Source organism: Acinetobacter sp. YH12116, assembly GCF_013418895.1.
GTDB lineage: Bacteria > Pseudomonadota > Gammaproteobacteria > Pseudomonadales > Moraxellaceae > Acinetobacter > Acinetobacter indicus.
Genome location: NZ_VPBE01000002.1, coordinates 139,102 through 158,601, shown reverse-complemented (window position 1 = coordinate 158,601; position 19,500 = coordinate 139,102). Strand labels below are relative to the sequence as shown.

The 19,500-nt window shown below is 46.1% G+C and carries 16 protein-coding genes and 1 pseudogene; 6 read left to right on the top strand and 11 right to left on the bottom strand.

The features are described 5' to 3' along the window. Positions 1-160 precede the first annotated feature (160 nt). Both FTU54_RS02125 and argF read left to right on the top strand, forming a co-directional pair. Complete coding sequence (locus FTU54_RS02125) at positions 161-811, top strand: TetR/AcrR family transcriptional regulator (protein ID WP_075167741.1); 651 nt, start codon at positions 161-163, stop codon at positions 809-811. Positions 812-925: 114 nt separating this feature from the next. Next, positions 926-1,840, top strand: a complete 915-nt coding sequence (gene argF / locus FTU54_RS02120; RefSeq protein WP_005177730.1) for an ornithine carbamoyltransferase — start codon at positions 926-928, stop codon at positions 1,838-1,840. Positions 1,841-1,918: 78 nt separating this feature from the next. Here argF and FTU54_RS02115 read toward each other — a convergent pair. Beyond that, positions 1,919-3,172 (bottom strand): annotated as a pseudogene (locus FTU54_RS02115) (MFS transporter). Positions 3,173-3,530: 358 nt separating this feature from the next. On the opposite strand from FTU54_RS02115, the gene FTU54_RS02110 reads away from it, so the two are divergent. Then, a complete protein-coding gene (locus tag FTU54_RS02110; protein ID WP_016658171.1) occupies positions 3,531-4,004 on the top strand; it encodes a hypothetical protein in 474 nt (157 codons plus the stop codon). Between the two features lie 83 nt (positions 4,005-4,087). Here the strand turns inward: FTU54_RS02110 and FTU54_RS02105 are convergent, their stop codons facing one another. The 7 genes from FTU54_RS02105 to rpiA form a co-directional block, all read right to left on the bottom strand. Then, the gene (locus FTU54_RS02105) at positions 4,088-4,441 is read right to left on the bottom strand and encodes a YnfA family protein (protein WP_005177718.1); all 354 of its coding nucleotides are present in this window, start codon (positions 4,439-4,441) and stop codon (positions 4,088-4,090) included. A 110-nt stretch (positions 4,442-4,551) separates the two neighbouring features. Further along, complete coding sequence (clpA, locus tag FTU54_RS02100; protein WP_005177712.1) at positions 4,552-6,828, bottom strand: ATP-dependent Clp protease ATP-binding subunit ClpA; 2,277 nt, start codon at positions 6,826-6,828, stop codon at positions 4,552-4,554. Between the two features lie 9 nt (positions 6,829-6,837). Beyond that, positions 6,838-7,254, bottom strand: coding sequence for an ATP-dependent Clp protease adapter ClpS (clpS, locus tag FTU54_RS02095; protein WP_035363010.1), 417 nt, complete (start codon positions 7,252-7,254; stop codon positions 6,838-6,840). Between the two features lie 18 nt (positions 7,255-7,272). Then, the gene (locus tag FTU54_RS02090) at positions 7,273-8,019 is read right to left on the bottom strand and encodes a DUF6776 family protein (RefSeq protein ID WP_075167738.1); all 747 of its coding nucleotides are present in this window, start codon (positions 8,017-8,019) and stop codon (positions 7,273-7,275) included. A gap of 79 nt (positions 8,020-8,098) precedes the next feature. Beyond that, positions 8,099-9,154: an N-acetyl-gamma-glutamyl-phosphate reductase gene (gene argC, locus FTU54_RS02085; RefSeq protein ID WP_171526523.1), complete on the bottom strand. Its 1,056-nt coding sequence runs from the start codon at positions 9,152-9,154 to the stop codon at positions 8,099-8,101. Between the two features lie 183 nt (positions 9,155-9,337). Beyond that, positions 9,338-10,018 carry a M48 family metallopeptidase gene (locus FTU54_RS02080; RefSeq protein ID WP_180074355.1) on the bottom strand — a complete coding sequence of 227 codons (681 nt, stop codon included), beginning with the start codon at positions 10,016-10,018 and terminating at the stop codon, positions 9,338-9,340. Between the two features lie 111 nt (positions 10,019-10,129). Further along, on the bottom strand, positions 10,130-10,801 hold the full coding sequence (rpiA, locus tag FTU54_RS02075) for a ribose-5-phosphate isomerase RpiA (protein WP_168397627.1): 672 nt from the start codon (positions 10,799-10,801) through the stop codon (positions 10,130-10,132). 107 nt (positions 10,802-10,908) lie between these two features. Between rpiA and ilvA the strand changes: the two genes are divergently transcribed. The 3 genes from ilvA to FTU54_RS02060 all read left to right on the top strand — a co-directional run bounded on the left by ilvA (position 10,909) and on the right by FTU54_RS02060 (position 14,618). Next, positions 10,909-12,447 carry a threonine ammonia-lyase, biosynthetic gene (gene ilvA / locus FTU54_RS02070; protein ID WP_005177685.1) on the top strand — a complete coding sequence of 513 codons (1,539 nt, stop codon included), beginning with the start codon at positions 10,909-10,911 and terminating at the stop codon, positions 12,445-12,447. Positions 12,448-12,591: 144 nt separating this feature from the next. Further along, positions 12,592-13,242, top strand: coding sequence for a TrkA family potassium uptake protein (locus FTU54_RS02065; protein ID WP_005177682.1), 651 nt, complete (start codon positions 12,592-12,594; stop codon positions 13,240-13,242). An 11-nt stretch (positions 13,243-13,253) separates the two neighbouring features. Then, entirely contained in the window at positions 13,254-14,618 is a 1,365-nt protein-coding gene (locus FTU54_RS02060) for a TrkH family potassium uptake protein (protein ID WP_180074353.1), read from the top strand. 71 nt (positions 14,619-14,689) lie between these two features. Here the strand turns inward: FTU54_RS02060 and FTU54_RS02055 are convergent, their stop codons facing one another. The 3 genes from FTU54_RS02055 to FTU54_RS02045 form a co-directional block, all read right to left on the bottom strand. After that, positions 14,690-15,835 carry a phospholipase A gene (locus FTU54_RS02055; protein WP_005177679.1) on the bottom strand — a complete coding sequence of 382 codons (1,146 nt, stop codon included), beginning with the start codon at positions 15,833-15,835 and terminating at the stop codon, positions 14,690-14,692. A 21-nt stretch (positions 15,836-15,856) separates the two neighbouring features. After that, a complete protein-coding gene (locus FTU54_RS02050; protein ID WP_180045868.1) occupies positions 15,857-18,796 on the bottom strand; it encodes an insulinase family protein in 2,940 nt (979 codons plus the stop codon). A gap of 145 nt (positions 18,797-18,941) precedes the next feature. Then, positions 18,942-19,391: a GNAT family N-acetyltransferase gene (locus FTU54_RS02045; RefSeq protein ID WP_005177673.1), complete on the bottom strand. Its 450-nt coding sequence runs from the start codon at positions 19,389-19,391 to the stop codon at positions 18,942-18,944. Positions 19,392-19,500 lie beyond the last annotated feature (109 nt).

The window sequence follows — 19,500 nt, the reverse complement described above, 5'->3', positions numbered from 1 at the left end:
GACCAATTAGAATAAAGTCCCTAAAACTTTAGTCAAATATTCAAGTAAATCTGTAAGAAAAAAGTCAATACATTTCCGTCTACGCTATTCCATGCCAAGCGGTCATATATTTGCTACAATTATATTTATTCCTTACCAATTGGCGGCCTGCTCCCTGATTATGCATGATTTGGCTCAGTTAGAACCCTTTAGCAAAGATGTCCCTCCGACCAAGCGTGGGCATGAACGCTGTCTGGCTTTATTATTGAGCGCCAATGACCTGTTTCTGGAACATGGCTACGATGCTGTCTCGCTGGATGATATCGTGCATCATGCCGGTGGTTCCAAGGCCTTTATCTATAAATATTTTGGCAATAAAGAAGGCCTGTTTACCGCCATTTGTGATTATCGTGCGGAAAAGTTCTTTAAAGACATTTGCTTACCCTTTGAATCTTTTGAGGGGGATTTACGGGCTTATTTAATTCATACACTAGATAATTTTAAAAGCCATTTAAGTGTGCCGGCCAATTCTGCCTTTTTAAGGTTAATTTTGGAGCGCACCCAGCACAATGTGGAACTGGCGCGTTATATCTATGAACAAGGCCCCAAGCATTTGCAAACATCCATTGCACATGCGCTGGATCATGCCGCCGCCCAGGGTCTGATTCGCTGTGAGAATTCACTTTATTCAGCGCAGCTGTTCTTTGGCATTCTGCGTAATCTGGAATGGCGGATTTTAATGGGCTTGCCTGTTCAGGATGACCCGCAAACCACAGATGACTATATTCATTACTGTGTCGATCACTTTCTGCAAGGTCACCAAATCGTCTAGTTTTTTGCAATTTCGATTCAATATAGTATATTAGCCGATTCCCTGTTTTATTTAACCAACCAACAACTAATTGTTGTTTTGATTTCAATTTCAGCAATTATTGTGGAGTAACGAATGGCTCTACGTCACTTTCTCACTTTACGCGACCTGTCGACTTTAGAACTTAACCAGATTTTGCAACGCGCAATTGAACTTAAACGCAAGCAGCATCAGCATGAAGTTTTCCAACCTTTTATTGGTAAAGTTTTGGGCATGATTTTTGAGAAGTCGAGTACCCGTACCCGTGTATCGTTTGAAGCTGGTATGAATCAGTTTGGTGGTAGCGCAATTTTCTTATCTCCACGCGACACCCAGTTAGGTCGTGGTGAGCCTATTGAAGATTCAGCACGCGTGATTTCAAGCATGCTGGATATTGTCATGATTCGCACCTTTGGACATGACATTGTGGAGCGTTTTGCTTCTTATTCCAAAGTGCCGGTGATTAATGCCTTAACTGACGATCATCATCCATGTCAATTACTGGCCGATATGCAAACCTTCCTTGAGCATCGCGGTCCAATCGAAGGCAAAACCGTGGCCTGGATTGGTGATGGCAACAACATGTGTAACTCCTATATTGAAGCGGCACACATGTGGGGCTTCAAGCTGAAAGTGGCCGCACCTAAAGGTTATGAGCCACAAGAAAAATTCCTGTCTGAATTTGCTCACTGTGTTGAACTGGTCGATTCTGCTGAAGATGCCGCAGTCAATGCCGATTTAATCGTGACCGACGTGTGGGCCAGCATGGGTCAAGAAGAAGAACAGAAAATCCGTGAACAGGCATTTGCCAACTATCAGGTTAATGAACGCCTCATGGATCTAGCGCATCCAGATTGTCTGTTCATGCACTGCCTGCCTGCACACCGCGGTGAAGAAATTTCAGAAAATATGCTGGATCATAAAAATTCTGTGGTTTGGGATGAAGCGGAAAACCGTCTACACGCACAAAAAGCCCTAATGGAATTCCTGATCAACGAGCATTTAAAATAATTGCTAACCGCATCAAGATAAAAAAGCACCGTTCATTCCCGGTGCTTTTTTCGTTTTGATCAAGTCATGAAATCCGGATTAATGATCATCTTTTAAATAGCGCGCTTCACGAGGAATTTGCAGACTATAGAAGAAACAGATCACCAGCATCACAATCACATAGATAAAGAAACTGTTTTCAATACCGGCTGATTTAAACTGTAAAGCCACTGAAGGGGCTGAGCCGCCAAATACTGCATTACCAACCGCATAAGAGAAACCAACACCGAGTGCACGCACATGCGGCGGGAACATTTCCGCTTTTACAATTCCACTGATCGAGGTATACAGACTTAACAGCATCATCAGGAAAATCAACAGCAAGGCCACCATCATGGGTGAATCACTAAAGGCACGCATCCCGATTGCCATAACAGGATAAATGGCAATCGCCATCAGACCACTAAACAGCAGCATCGAATTTCTGCGACCAATCCTGTCTGATAAAATCCCGAAGAATGGCTGCGCCACCATCAGAATAAAAATACAGCCCGTCATGATTAGCCCGACCGTCTGCGAATCAATGCCGATATTGGTCAGATAGGTTTTGGAATAAACCGTAATCACATAGAAACTAAGTGAACCCGCCGAGGTATAGCCCACCACCAGCAAGAAAGTTTTCCAGTGATTTTTAAACAGCTCTTTTAAGCTGCCCGACTCTTCTTTATCGCTGTCTTCATGTGACAACGTTTCTTCCAGACGGCTTCGTGCCAGCAGTGAGGCAATGGCAGCCAGACCACCAATCACAAACGGAATACGCCAGCCGCCATCCTGTAACTGCTGCTCGGTCATAAAACTCAGGAAAATTACACCCAGCAAGCTGGCCAGTAACTGTCCGCCGGTTAAAGTCACATATTAGAACGAGGCAAAAAAGCCGCGCTGACCTTCTAAACCCAGCTCACTCATATAGGTGGCAACCGCACCATATTCCCCGCCAACCGACAAGCCTTGTAACAAACGCACCAGCAACAGCAGGAACGGTGCCGCCATCCCGACTTGCTCATAAGTCGGCAATGCAGCAAACAGAAAGGAACTGAAGGCCATTAGGCAGATGGAAATCACCATGGACTTTTTACGGCCATGTTTATCGGCAATACGTCCAAACAGCCAGCTGCCAATCGGACGCATAAAGAAGCTTGCCGCAAATACCCCCCAGACATAAATGGCCTGGGTAGAACTATCCATGTTCGGTGCAGTCAGCGCTTGGGTAAAGTAAACCGCAAATACAGCATAGATATAGAAATCGAACCATTCGACGAGGTTGCCCGAGGCCGCCCCGATAATTCCCTTAATTCGACTGGCTTTTTCCTGTTTGGTTTAAGCTTGGCTCAAGGTTTATCTTCCTCATTTTTAATTTATTGAAATTTCTCATGTATAGGCGATAAGCTCTTGCCACATAAGGAGATATTTTTGCTTAGATACAGCATAAGCACGTTGCTAATATAACTTTTAATGGAAACTTCACACAAAAAATAAAATGTAATTTTTGATCAATTTTTTAGTTAAAAAGTCTTTAAACACAATAATTTATAGATAAATAGATTATATATTTCTTAAATTTATAGAGATAAAGCCAGATCGGATGGTTGCTTATCCGCCCTATTCATGTTGATATAAATGTCTAGAATACAGCTCATAATGTGTGACTCGAATGAACAATAAAATCTATTTGTCGACAGTTTTAGCCCTCGGACTCAGTGCCCTTTCATTCACCAGCCATGCCAGTGAACTGGACCAGTATCTGCAACAAAAACAGATCATTGATGCCGAGTACAAAATCAAGAATACGACCGGACTTAATGAAATTCTGAATATTATTAGTGTGGAAGATTCACGCACCCTGCCGTATCAGGTCGATCAGAATACGATTATTGAACAGATGCAGCTATTTGCAGACCGAGTTGAAGTGAAAGGTTTGATTAGCAGCCCGGATTTCGAGCAGTTTGCTCAGGATGTGGGCCATAGCGAAGTGAAAAAAATCATGAAAAAGAATTTACTGCAGAATTGCGAGATGATTTTTGAGCATCAGTTCCAACGCGTCAATCCCTACCGGATTGAGCTGCAGTTAAGCTCGGCGCAGCAGCAGTATCAGTTACAGCTAAAAAATTCGGAATGTCAATTCTAAACCAACCCGATTAATCACTAACTGCGGTAGTAAATCCTGCCGCAGTAAATTCCCATTTTCAGCCCACAATGACAATAGAAAAATTAACGCACCAGTCCTTGTGGCTGCAAAATAATAATCAGCGCGCCGCACATCACCACCAGACCACCCAGCAGATCCCAACGACTTAAACTGACTTGATCGACAAATTTCAGCCACATCAGCGCGGTAAAAATGTAAATTCCACCATAAGCGGCGTAAATTCGCCCTGATGCTGCCGGATGCAAGGTTAACAGCCAGACAAATACCGCTAGAGCCAATACCGTAGGCAACCAGAGCCAATGTGATTTCCCCTGATTCAAAATTAAATAAGGAAAGTAACAGCCCAAAATTTCCGCCACCGCCGTCACCAAGAACAGACAAACCGTGGTCAGAATTTTAGTGATAGAAAAATCCATAAAAACTCACAATACAAGTGACGCGCAGCTTTCCAATAGAAAGGTAAAAAGATAAACCTTAAACAAACAAAAGCCCGTGCATACACGGGCTTTCATATTCAAGTACAGGATTAAGCCGGTTCAGCGGTTTGATCTTCAAATACTTCAAGTTTCAAACCGGTGGCTTTACCGTTTTCTTTCTTGACAGATACGGCTACATTGCCGCCGTGTTCAGCCAGCTCACCAAATAGGATCATCTCTGCCAGTGGTTTCTTCAGGTGTTCCTGAATTAAACGCTGCATTGGGCGTGCACCCATTAAACGGTCATAGCCATGTTCAGCCATCCACTCACGTGCATCCTGATCTACTTCAAGAATGACTTTTTTCTCATCCAGCTGAGCTTGCAGTTCAGTCAGGAACTTGTCGACCACGCTTTCAATCACGCTGGTCGGCAAGGCTTTAAACTGAATTACGCTGTCCAGACGGTTACGGAATTCAGGCGAGAAGGCTTTTTTCATTGCTTCCTGGTTGTCATTGCTGTTGTCCTGTTCCATAAAGCCAATGCTGACACGAGAAATACTTTCTGCACCAATATTGGTGGTCAGTACCAGCACCACATTACGGAAGTCTGACTTACGCCCGTTATTATCGGTCAATGAGCCATGATCCATAATTTGCAGCAACAGGTTAAACACATCCGGATGGGCTTTTTCAATTTCATCGAGTAGCAGCACACAATGCGGATTTTTATGAATCGCATCGGTGAGCAAACCACCCTGATCAAAACCGACATAGCCCGGCGGCGCACCAATTAAACGGGACACCGCGTGGCGTTCCATGTACTCCGACATATCGAAGCGGACCAGCTCGACACCCAGCAATTTGGCCAGCTGCTTGGTGACTTCAGTTTTACCCACCCCGGTCGGGCCGGCAAATACAAAACTACCCACTGGTTTATCAGGCGATTTCAAACCGGCGCGTGACAGTTTGATGGCAGATGCTAACGCTTCAATCGCTTCATCCTGACCGAACACCACACGTTTCAGATCACGTTCCAGATGCTCAAGCACAGTCTTGTCATCTTTAGACACCGTTTTCGGTGGAATACGGGCAATTTTCGCCACAATATCTTCGATATTTTCCACGGTAATCAGACGATCTTCCTGCTCATCTTTCAGACGGCGCTGTGCACCGGCTTCATCAATCACGTCAATGGCCTTGTCTGGCAAGAAACGGTCATTGATGTATTTAGATGACAACTCAACCGCAGAAACCAGTGCTTTATCGTCATATTGCACATGGTGGAAATCTTCAAATTTTGATTTCAGGCCACGTAAAATATCAATGGTTTCAGGAATTGATGGCTCATTGACATCAATTTTCTGGAAACGACGCGACAAGGCATGATCTTTCTCAAAGACCTGACGATATTCCTGGAACGTGGTCGAACCGATACAACGCAAAGTGCCATTGGCTAGCGCCGGTTTAATCAGGTTCGAGGCATCCATGGTGCTGCCCATGCTGGAACCGGCACCAATAATCATGTGGATTTCATCAATAAATAAAATCGCTTCCGGCTTTTTCTTTAACGCATTTAACAGCTGTTTCAGGCGTTTTTCAAAATCACCGCGGTATTTGGTTCCGGCCACCAAGGCACCAATATCCAGACTGTAAATTTCCGAATTGAGCAGTGGTTTTGGCGCTTTACCATTCACGATTAACCAGGCCAGACCTTCGGCAATTGAGGTTTTACCAACCCCCGGATCACCGACCAGCAGCGGGTTGTTTTTGCGACGGCGACATAAGATTTGCGCGGCGCGTTCAATTTCTTTTTCACGGCCAATCAGTGGGTCAGTTTTGCCCTTCACCGCTTCATTGTTGAGGTTGGTGGTATACAGCTCCAGCGGACCGCTATTGGCCGAAGTTGAGCTTTCCCCATCGAGTTCTTCAATTTCTTCTTCGGCTTGCGATTCTTCTTTGCGCGTACCGTGAGAAAGATACTGGGTTAAGGTTAAACGGTTAATTTGATGGCGTTTTAATAGATATACGGCAAAAGAATCCCGTTCCGAATACATCGCAACCAGAATATCTGCGCCTTCGACTGTGCGATCACCACCACTGGATTGCACATGGAAAATTGCTCGTTGCAAAATGCGGTCAAAGCTTTCCGTTGGATGCGGTGCCTGATCGCTGTTTTCACCGAGTTTAGGGGTATGTTGTTCTACATATTCTTCAAGTTCTTTGCGCAGCACAATAATATCTGCCCCGCATGCTTTTAGCGCATTTACTGCAGAATCATTGTCGAGCAAAGCCAATAATAAATGTTCTACCGTCAGAAACTCATGTCTCTTTTGACGAGCCATGCTAACAGCCAAACGTAATGATACTTCTAATTGACGACTGAGCATGTAACCCCCTTAGTTTTTAGGCTCAATCTGACAAAGTAATGGATGACCTTGAGATCGAGCGTAATTATTGACTTGGTTTGCTTTGGTCTCTGCGATGTCTCGCGGATAAACCCCTGCAATACCTTTTCCTTCGTAATGTACAGTTAGCATTACTTGAGTCGCTTGGTCAAGATTCATTGCAAAGTATTGTTGTAAAATTTCAATTACAAAGTCCATTGGGGTATAGTCATCGTTCAATAAAACGACAGCGTATAGTGGTGGACGCTTTAATTCAGGCGGTGCCGTCTGTACGGCAATGTCTCCGTCCTCATGCTCATTCGGCTCATCCGTACTTAAACGCGGATTAAAATGCCAGTCCACCATGCCAGACTGCTGAAAAGACTGTTTGATTTCGTTTAAACAAATTGGTCGTTTGTTACTTCGCATAAGAGATTTATTTCACAGTTATTGCGCAGTGGCTTCTGCTTGCGGTATTTCAGAGATAAAGGCAGAAGGCGCTTCCGTGGCTTTTCCACGTGCCCAGCTGAATCGTTTGGTCACAGGGGTACTACCAGTTAAACGCACTTCAATAAATTGCGGACTAAAGCCTTTTGGCATGGTCCAGCGGCCGGTCAGGCGCTCATAATTATCAAAATTGAAATTATTGTCTTCCATGGGCACCACCAGCACCTCGGTGCCCTGAATCAGACGCAGTTCAACATTGCCTGAAGCACGGCGCTTATTCGGGCTGATCTGCACCAGATCGAGCTGATATTCATAGGCATTATCGGGTAAAGGTTTAATCCCAATATTCTGGATGGTCAGACTTAAACCACCCCGATCACGCAGCACTTCACGGTATAAATTGCCCATGCCATCGGCCTGGATTTTATCATTACGTGCCTGATTCAGGGCCGCATACAGGTCATTGGCATTGCTGACCGCTACATCACGCTCCTGAACCGCTGCATTCAGGGTTTTATTCAGGCTTTCCAGACGAACTTTCTGTTCCTGTACGACTTCAACCAGCTGCTCTGCATCGGCATCATAACCGACCACAGTCAAACCCTGACGATGCCCCACCGAATAGCCCAAAAAGCCACTGCCTAACATTAATACAGCTGCACCGAGTACGAGAGGTAAATTGCTTTGCATAAAAGGTTTTTTCGGTGGCGTCGGTTGTGACGTGGTATTGGTATCCGTATTCTGCATCGTCATCTCTTGTTTTGATTGCATTCAAACCACACATTTAAATCGAAATCTAAATGTGTGTGAAGTCGAAAAGCGTTTCTTATGGTAATAGACCAATCACCTCGAGGCCAGCCTGCTCTGTAAAGCCAAACATCAGGTTCATGTTTTGTACCGCCTGACCGGCTGCCCCTTTCACCAGATTGTCCTGTGCCACCAGCACCACCAGTTTCTTCGGTTGCGGCTTGTACAGCGCAATACGTAACTGGTTCGCGCCGCGTACTGAACGCGTTTCAGGTGAGCTGCCTGCTGGCATTACATCTACAAACTGCTCTTGCGCATAAAACTGTTCATATAGCGCCTGTACATCTGCCGCATCCCCTGCATCGGTCAGGTCAATATACATGGTGCTGAGCATGCCACGAATCATCGGCACTAAATGCGGTACAAACACAATGTGGTTAAACACATCTTTTTGACCAGAAATATTTTCCAATGCTTCCACAATTTCCGGATGATGACGGTGACCTGCCACCCCATAAGCCTTGAAGTTATCGGCATTTTCAGAGTAAATCATGCCCAGGCTGGCTTTACGGCCGGCGCCGGATACGCCCGATTTGGCATCAATAATAATACTTTCAGGTTTAATCAAGGTTTCAGCAGATTTTAATAATGGTGCCAAACCTAATTGCACGGTAGTTGGATAACAGCCCGGGTTGCCAATCACCTGTGCAGTTTTGATCTGCTCACGGTTCAGTTCAGATAAACCATAGACTGAATCTTTAAGAATGTCCGGACACGCATGTTCCATGCCGTACCATTTTTCGAATTGGGCCAAATCCTGTAAACGGAAATCTGCCGCCAGATCAATGACTTTGGTATTGGCCGCAACCAGATCGGCCGCGTGTTTCATGGCAACACCGTGCGGCGTGGCAAAGAACACCACATCACACTGTTTTAAATCTTCAATATTTAAATCTGAATAGCATAAATCGGTATGACCACGCAGACTTGGGAACATATCATCGACACGGCGACCAGCTTCAGTACGTGAGGTTAATACAGTGACCTGTACCTCTGGATGTCGTAGTAAAAGACGTAAAAGTTCAACGCCTGTATAACCTGTACCGCCGACAATACCTACTGAAATCACGTTCATACCTCAATCAAGTGTGCTATGTTCAATAAAGCAGTAGTATGACAGGAAGTTTGTGCTTTCTAAACCTTTTTACTCGGTATTGATGGTTTTTTGTCTTATGTATCTATTGGATCGATCAGAGTACTGATTTTTCAAGAAAATGAACGAGGAATGGGTGAGTTCAACAAGGATGACCCGGCACCCTCACCCCAACCACCAATACGGCAACTGAAAGCGTTTTAAAAATTGTCGATGCTGCTGAAACTCAGGATCATGCCGCGCCACCTCTGCCCAAAAGCGCGGGCTATGATCAAAATGGCGGGTATGCGCCAACTCATGCACACAGACATAACGACAAATCGCTTCTGGCATTAATACCAGCGCACTATTCAGCATAATATCGTGGCGGGCCGAGCAACTGCCCCAACGGGTTTTCGGCTGGCGGATATTACAGCCGTTAAAGTTCAGCCCAGTATCCAGACTCAACTGTTTTAAATACAGCGGCAAATGCTGCTTGGCATAGGCAATAATAAAAGTTTTTAAATAAGCTTCAGGATGCCGATCACTAATCCACAGCTGTAAAGCAGATTCATCCCAGATAAAATTCTGTTTCTGGCTCTGATAACCAATCTGAATAGGCGTATTGAGATTAAACAGTTGTAATTCAGCAGGCAGGCTCTGATCAATCTGTTGCAACTGGGCCTGTTGCGCTTGCCAGGTTTTTAACAGCCAGCCTTCGGCATCGGCAATAAATTTCTGGATTTGGCGATTGCTACAAAAAACAGGCGCCGTAACTTTAATCTGCTGACCAGCGACACGTAAACGCAGTCGTGTCGCACGGACGTTGCGGGTGATTTGAATTTCAGGAAGGTCAGATAATGTCATTATTGTTCTTTTTAGAGAGTCCTCCCCGACCCTCCGTTAATCAAGGAGGGAGAAAAGCCCCCTCTTTAAAAAAGAGGGGTTTGGGGAGATTAACTCTTAAAGCTGTTAAGTTTAAATTGCAGTACGCTCTTCAATACCGTTATTGGTTGCAACAATAGCAATATCAGCTTTGTTTAAAGCAAAAATACCGTTACACACCACACCCGGAATATCATTGATGGTTTTTTCCAGTTCCAGTGCATTTAAGATATTCAGGTTATAAATATCTAAAATCACATTGCCGTTATCGGTTACCACACCTTCACGGTACGCCGGATCACCCCCAAGTGCGACCAACTTGCGTGCCACAGCAGAACGCGCCATTGGAATTACTTCAACCGGTAGCGGGAATTCACGGCCCAACTGTTCAACCCATTTTGAATCATCGACGATACAAACAAATTTTTTCGCAATCGACGCGACAATTTTTTCACGGGTTAACGCCGCACCGCCACCTTTAATCATGTGCATATGACGGTCAATTTCATCTGCGCCATCGACATAGGCATCTAAACCGCCCACGCTGTTCATATCCACAACTTCAATACCCAGCTTTTTCAGGCGCTCTGCCGTTGCTTCAGAACTGGCTACAGCCGCTTCCAATTGCAATTCAGGCAATAAATCGATGAGGAAATTGACGGTACTGCCTGTGCCTACACCCAGAATCCCGCCTTTAGGCAAATGTTTTAAGGCTGCTTTTGCCGCAGCTTGTTTCTTCTCATCTTGGGTTGCATACAGACTCATGACTTCGCTCAACTATTTTTTGACATTTGATGCTGATTTTACAGCCCAAATGTACAGGGGTTTGTTACAATAAACCCCTATTTTAAACTGTTAGATGGAAGATTAACATGCTGTCTCGTTTGGTTCGACAAATTTTACAAGCAACAGTCTACGATGTTGCAATCGAAACCCCACTCGAAGCAGCGCCACGAATTAGTGAACGACTGAATAACAACATCCGCTTCAAGCGGGAAGATTTACAACCGGTCTTTTCTTTCAAACTACGCGGTGCCTATAACCGTATTAGCCAACTACCTAAAGCGCAGTTAGAACGTGGCGTGATCACAGCTTCAGCCGGCAACCATGCTCAAGGCGTGGCTCTTTCAGGAAAAAAACTGGGGATTCGTGCCATTATCGTGATGCCTAAAACCACGCCAGATATTAAAGTACAGGCGGTAAAACGTTTAGGTGGCGAAGTAGTACTACACGGCGATTCGTTTGATGTAGCCAACAAATATGCCATTCAGCGTGCCCAGGATGATGGCATGACCTTCATTCCACCTTATGATGATGAACTGGTCATGGCCGGCCAAGGCACCATCGCCAATGAAATTTTACGCCAATGGCGCGATGTCGATTATGTCTTTGTTGCCGTAGGTGGCGGTGGCCTGATTGCCGGTGTAGCAGCGTACTTGGGTGATGTCGCTCCGCACGTCAAAGTCATTCCAGTGGAATATGATGAATCGGCCTGTCTGAAAGCAGCCTTAGAAGCTGGTGAACGTATTGTTCTGCCTTCGGTCGGTCTATTTGCCGATGGGACCGCCGTGGCACAGATTGGTGAAAAACCCTTTGATGTGATTCGTCTGCAAAAATCAGATAACTCTGGCCCGATTGTCGAACCGGATGTGGTGCTGGTGAATACCGATGAAATCTGCGCTGCAATTAAAGATACTTTTGATGAAAACCGCAGCATTGTAGAACCATCAGGTGCTATGGCGCTGGCCGGCATCAAAAAATATGTCGAGCAGCATGAGCTGATTGGTAAAAATATCGTGTCGATTGTTTGCGGCGCGAACATGAACTTTGACCGCCTGCGTTATATCGCCGAGCGTACTGAACTGGGCGAACGCAAAGAAGCGATTTTTGCAGTCACCATTCCAGAGCAGAAAGGTTCCTTCCTGAACTTCTGCCGCGCCCTGCAAGGCCGTAATATTACCGAGTTTAACTATCGTGCCAGTGATGCATCGGCCGCACAGGTCTTTGTCGGCATTAGCTTAAAAGGCGGTGAAAAAGAACGTCATGACATCTTTGAGGCCTTGAAAGTGCAATATGATGTTGATGATCTGTCTGATGATGAAGTGGCTAAGCTGCACATCCGCTATTTAATTGGCGGTCATGCCGATATTGAAAATGAACGTCTGTTCCGGGTGGAATTTCCGGAGCGTCCAGGCGCCCTGCTGACCTTCCTGGAGCGTTTAGGCCCGACCCATAACATCACCCTGTTCCATTACCGTAACCACGGCGCCGCCGAAGGCCGTGTGCTGGTTGGTCTGGAAGCCAGCGATGCCAAACAGAACCCGGACGGGCTGATTGAAACCCTGGAAAGCATTAGCTATCCATATGCGGAAATTAGCAATAACTTAGGTTATCAGCGCTTCCTGAAATAAAATCCAGTTTAAAAAACCGCCATTTGCTGGCGGTTTTTTATTGGTTTACACAAACACCCTAAGAAAAATGATGTAAATATCCACCTGATCTTTAAAATAAATTTATATTCACGCTAACCATAAAAATGTAATTAGGAACACACTATGGCGCAATTTGCAGTCATTGGCTTAGGCAGTTTTGGTGCCACCGTTGCCACGCAACTGGTCAGCCTGAAACATGATGTGATTGGCATCGATATTAATAAAAAGTATGTGGAAAATATTGCCGAGGAAATTACCCATGCCGTGATTGCCGATGCCACCGACGAACACGTGCTACAAGAGCTGAATATCCAGAACTGTGATGCGGTGGTGGTGGCCATTGGTGAAGATATTGAAGCCAGTATTTTATGTGTGCTGCATCTGAAAAATATGGGGCTGGAAAAAATTTATGTCAAAGCCAAGTCCAAAGCCCACCACATGATTCTGACCCATCTGCAGGTCAGCAAAATTATTCATCCGGAAGAAGATATGGGTGTCCGCATTGCCCAGTCACTGAGTTATCCGATGGTCAGCCGCTATATGGCGCTGGAAGATGACCACTTTATTGTCAAAGTGGAAGTCACTGAAGCCTTAAACGGTACGCGCTATCATGAGTTTATCGGTCATGCGCCAGAAGTGAAAACCCTGCTGCATAAACGCGGCAGCGAGATTCAGTTCAGCCTCGATCCGCAGTTAATTATGCAGCAAGGCGATATTCTGGTGCTTGAAGGCCAGGTTGAACAGCTGAAACGCTTATCCAAGCATTTTAAATAGCCATGAACCACATGACGAAGAATAAGACTGCCTATAAAAATACGGCGAAGCCCAGCACAGCAACCACGGTCAATTTAAGCCCGCCGAGTCTGCTCGTACTGGGATTTTTAAGCTTTATTGTGATCGGCACTCTATTGCTTAAACTGCCCTTTGCCCATGAGGGGGACCTGAGCTGGTTACAGGCTTTATTTACTGCCACCTCTGCGGTGACCATTACCGGCTTGTCGGTGGTCAATGTCGGCGAGGCCTATACCGTATTTGGCCAGATTGTGATTATGCTGTTGCTGCAATGTGGCGGGCTGGGCTTTATGACTTTCGCAATTCTGGCCGCCATGAGCCTGTCACCGAAAATTGGCTTAAAACAGCAGATGATGGCCCAGGAAACCATCGGTCAGACCAGTCTGGCGACGGTAGGCTTTACCATCAAAGGCGTATTACTCTATTCGCTGTTTTTTGAAGGCATCGGCACCTTTATTCTGACCTTGGCCTGGCTGCAGGATTATGATTTTCTGGAAGCCTTTTTCTATGCCGCCTTTTACAGTGTCTCGGCTTTCAATAATGGCGGATTTTCATTATTTCCCAACAGTTTAATGAGCTTTGCCGACCAGTACCTGATTACCTTTACCATCAGCATGCTTTACATTATTGGCGGTGTGGGCTTTGTGGTGCTGATGGACATTAAAAAAACCCGGCGCTGGCATAAACTCAGCGCCAACAGCAAGCTGATCCTCTCCACCATTCTGGGTTTAAACCTGTTTGCCTTTATCACCATCTGGTTACTCGAAGCCAGTAACCCTGCGACGCTGGCCGCCATGAGCCTGACCGATCAGGCCTGGAATGCCTGGTTCCATGCTACCGTACCCCGTTCTTCCGGCTTTAACAGTCTGGATATTGCCAGCATGAGTGATGCTTCCAATTTACTGACCATGTTCCTAATGTTTATTGGCGGAGGCTCTTTAAGTACCGCCGGTGGCATTAAAGTCGGCACCTTTATTATTGTGGTATTAAGCGTGATCAGCTTTTTAAGACGCGCCGATGAAGTGCGGGTGTTTCATTATTCAGTGCCAGAAAAAACCACCTTTAAAGCCTTGGCTGTGGTGTCAATTACTGCATTTTTAGTCTTTGCCGGGATTTTCAGCCTGTTGCTGCTGGAACCTGAACATGAGTTTATGGACTTGCTGTTTGAGGCGGTTTCTGCGGCCTGTACCGTAGGTTTATCTCGCGGGATTACCGGGGAATTACAACCATTAAGTCTGGTGGCCTTAATGCTGCTGATGTTTGCCGGCCGTTTAGGCCCACTGACCCTGGCCTATTTAATTGCTACCCCAAAACGCAGCCGCCTGCAACATCCCACCACCGATATTCAGATTGGTTGATGCGCGAGTTCCGTTATCAACTGAAAATAAAAAAGCCACTGTTCACAGTGGCTTTTTGCTGGTGCATGAATTTAGAACCAGTTCATTAACGATACACCTAGCCCGACATAGGTCGCGCGGTGGTTATAATCAATCAGGCTTTCTCCATAGCCATCAAACAGCTGGAAATGCCCTCTTAATTTGCCGCTAATCGGGAATACCCAGTCAAACTGGGCGGCGCCATGCGCATCATCACCGCCTTTTAGGCTATGCCGTAACATCAGCGAGAAATCATGATCTTTCCAGCGGTAGAATGCCAGCATATCGCCACGGCCAATATAGTTTTTAATGTCCGGGTTGTTGTCATCACTGCGGTCTTCTTCAATGCGATACCACGGACGCAACATCAGCGCGAAATTGTTCTTTTCAAAGCCCAGATTCAAAATGACCCGGTTCCAGCTACGTGACAGCGGATCGGAACGGCCATTGGACTGATGGTTCAAGGTCAGGCCTAACAAGCGCCCATTCAAGCCCAGAATCTCATAATTGGTTCTGAACATTAAACTGGCTTCAGGTTCATAATTGGTTTCACGAAATGGGCGTGATTCTTCACCATTATAAACCTGCCAGCGTGAGGACTGGGTATAACCGAGCCAGAGATCGCCATTATCGCCCAGCAGGTTTTCAACCGCTTTGGTTTTTAGTGACAACTGGAATTTGGCCTCGGTTGATGTCAGGTTCTGCTGCTGCGCTTCAGTAACGGTATTGTTTTCATTGGGACTGGATGGACGTTCGTTTTTATCGGAGGTCCAGAAGCCCGGCATCAGATACACCGGTTGATAGGCCCGAATATTCCAGGTGCCCAGCTTGCTTTCAGGTGCCAGTTCCCAGCGCTTATCCAGCAACGACACGTTCGGATCAATATGTGAGCCTTCCAGTGAAAACAGGTTGTTCACCCCGGCTACAATTTTTTCTTTAACGGTTTCTGGTGGAGGGGCCAATTGCTGCGCTGCCTGACGCTCGGAAACCAGATCTGCCTTTTCCGCTTCCGGCAACTTGAATAAAGCATCATAACAGGCTAAACGCTCGGCATTGGACTCCAGCGCCACACAGGCCTCCGGTGTCGGCGGAATGGTGACCACCGTTGCTTCCAGCGCCTGTACATGTGTCACAAACAAAGCGCTGAGTGCAGTAACACTCAGCGACCAGCTTGTGCGCTCAACAGGATTGAACGCCATAGAACTTCCTCTATTGTTTTTTTAATTGACTTGTTTGATCTGGAAACCCAGCTCCTGCAGCGCTTCACGTTTCGCCACCGGTGCCACCACCGATTTCACCGGGGTTTGCTGACGTAAATAAACGTCGGCCACACGTTTCAGATCATCTAAAGTAACCGCCAGTAAACGCTCACGCAGTTTGGTTCTAAAGGCCGGGGTGCGCGCATGCAATAAGGCATAACATGCGGTAATTGCTTCACCGGCTGGAGAGCCTGGTTTATCCATGCTGGCAATCAAACCTAGAATGGCTTCTTCCAGCTGATGCGGTAACTGCTCGGTATTCAGCAACCAGTCCACACTGGCGTCAAAATCCTTAAAGGTTTCAGCCAGACGCGGGTCACGGTAGCTATAGAAACGGAACGAGCAGGCATTGCCATCATAGCTGGCACCGCCACCATAGGCGCCGCCTTTTTCACGGATGGCACTGTGCAGGAAGCCATTGCGCAAATACGCCGCCAAGACCATCAATGGTGCTGCATCTGGATGCGATACTTCCACCGCAGGATACGCTGCCGCACAGAACTGTACATTGGCCTGAATCAGCCAGGCTTCATCTGCATTGTTATTTTCAACAGGCACTTGAGTTAAAGCTGCCTCGTGCGGTTCAATTGCCAGCTTGTCCCACACGGTCTGGATTTCTTCAATCAAACGGTCTGATTGTGGCTCTTCACAGACCAGCAGGAACTGTTTTGGCGCTTGCAGCAACATACTGTGAATCAGCTTAAGCTCATCCATCAGCGCATCAAAAGCAGCATCATCCTGTTCAATTTTGCTGACCAGCTCGCTTAACCAGTTCAATGCACCCAGACCAGTATTGTGATAGTCACGCAGCGCTAAAGCACTGTGGTTACGTGAAGCGGCCTGCATGGCATAGCTATGTCCTGCACCCGATACCCGGGACTGCCAGCGCGTTTTACGTTGCTGTAATAGCTCGATAATCCGGTCTTTTTCATCAAAACGCAGTTGCTCAAAGGCAATTTTTAGCAGGCGGATGGCATCAAAATTATTCACCAGTGATTTGGTGGTTAAGGTCAGCCAGGCACTAATCCGGTTTTTGTCATCGACCTTAGAGCGTAAGGATGCCCCCATACCCAGACCGCCACTCACTGCAGTTTGCAGCTGTTGCAGTTCCAGATAATCATATTCACCGGCACCGACTTCACCCATTAAAATCGACAGCAGATTAAAATAAGGCGATTTCACGATCTCATCGGGAATACGCACCAAGACCTGCTGGTAATAAATACCGTTGGTACCGGCATGATACAGGTTTAATGGTGTATCAATGCGGTTGCAGATAATCTCACGTAGCTGCCCTTGTACAATTTGCAATTCTGCCGGCACATCTTCGAGGCCGACTTTTGGCAGCAGGTTTAAATCATCCGGGGTATCCTGACGCACTTTTAGCGCTTCGGTCTGGGCGATAATTTCTGCTTTTTGTGCTTCGGTCAGCTGCGCACCAATTTCAGCCAGACGGGCTTTTTCAGCTTCGGCATCTTTGGCTGATTTGCTGGCATCTGGGACCAGGGTCATTTGGACGCGATGCGGATTACCAATCAAGTGCTGCTGAATCAACTGAGACAGCCACATTGGATCTTTCAGTTCTTCTTTAACCTGTTCAATGGCACTGTCAACATCCCAGACATGCACCGGATCACTATGGTGAATCGCGCTGCTCAAGCCGTTTAGAATCAGGCTTAAACCGTATGGCATACCATCGCCGTTAATTTCACGCTGATGCAGCTCGATCTGGTGTAAAATGGCATTGACGGTATCGCTGTCGACCGGTTTAGACGCCACTTCTTGCAGTACCTTGAAGACGCCCTCTTTAAAGGTTGCTGCATGCTCAGGATTAGAACCTTGAATGGCACAGAAGAAAGTCATTTCAAAGTTGGAATCATCCACGCCCATAAATGGCCCGGTTGATTGCGCATAACCACAGGTTTCTAAATAATGACGCAGTGGTGAAGCCGAGTTTTCCAGTAACACACCTTCGACCAGACGCATGCCCAAACGCAGTTTAATATCACTGGCTTCTGGCAATAACCAGCTTAGAACATGGTAAGTTTTGTCTTTTAAATCTTCAGCATCGACCGCATAGCTTTCAGTTACGGTCACTGGCGCAGCCAAACGGCGCTCAGGTTTTGAATACAGGGTTTCGCCTTGTTCAAACTTGGCTAAAGCCAAGCTCTGGAACTGTTCTTGCAAGTCATACGCTGACTGATTACCAAAAGTCATAAATACCGCATTACTTGGGTGATAATGGGATTTATAGAAATCCACTAACTCTTGGTAAGTTAAGTCTGGAATATCTTTCGGGTCACCACCGGAATTGTAATGGTAGGTGGTTTCCGGGAACAAATGATGTGCCAACTGGTGATACAGCTGATCTGAAGGCGAACTCATCGCGCCTTTCATTTCATTAAAGACCACGCCTTTATATACAGGCTCACCATTTTCCAGCTCGATACGAATCCCTTCCTGGGCAAAATCCAGTGGATTCAGGTTGGCTGCAAAGGCTGCATCCAGATACACCTCCAGCAGGTTCTGGAAATCTTTCTGGTTTTGGGTGGCAAATGGATAGGCCGTCCAGTCGGCTGCGGTAAAGGCGTTCATAAAGGTGTTTAATGAACGGCGAATCATCAGGAAAAACGGGTCGCGTACCGGGAATTTTTCAGAGCCACACAGTGCAGTATGTTCCAGAATATGCGCTTCGCCCTTGGAATCCATGGGCTGGGTACGAAATGCCACCAGAAATACATTTTCATCATGATTGGTGGCCAAATGATAATGCACCGCACCGGTAACCCGATGCTTATATTCAGACACTAAAATGTCTAAGGCTTCAACATGGTGTTGACGTACCAACTGAAACGCAGGATGAACGGTTTGAGAAATGGTTTCAGTGACATCTACAGTCATGCGATCTCCTAATCATCAAAATAAAAAAACTAAAGCCATTATAGCTTTAGTTCTTGATATAATTCACGCTTAAATCCCGACTAAAATTATAGAAATTTGCAACCCTGGCAATTTTCAAACCCCAGTCCGAAGCTCATGCTGCCGTTTAAACCAAATATTTAAAATAATTATAATTGGGATGGTTTTCGACATAGACATAATTCTGCTTCTGGTAAAAATGCGCCGCAGATTTGGTTTCGGTATCCAGACATAGGGCCGAAAAATGAGGACGTGCCTTTTTCTCTAAGTATTGCAATAACAGCTTGCCCACGCCATGTTTACGATATTCAGGCAATACATAGAAACGGCGCACCCGGCCAATTCCCTGTTCCACTTCCTGATCATTCCACTGCTGGTTCAGGCCGCCACAGGCAATCAGCTTGTCCTGATCATAAGCAAAAAGTAAAAACTCCCCAGGCTGATCGAAACGATTCTTGGCACTCTGATACTCATCAATTAAACGCTGTACAAAAGCAAAACCCTCTTTCGATGCCTGTTTTTCAAGCTCGACAATTTGCTCTGGTAATCCTTGCGCTTCTTTTATCTCGATATTCATTTCACTATCCTGATCTGCTTTACTAACTTTCCTCAATGAATAAAACCGTCTAAAAAATGAATTTTATTCACAAATCTACAGCAATCCTGAGCATTGGTGTAAACTTAGC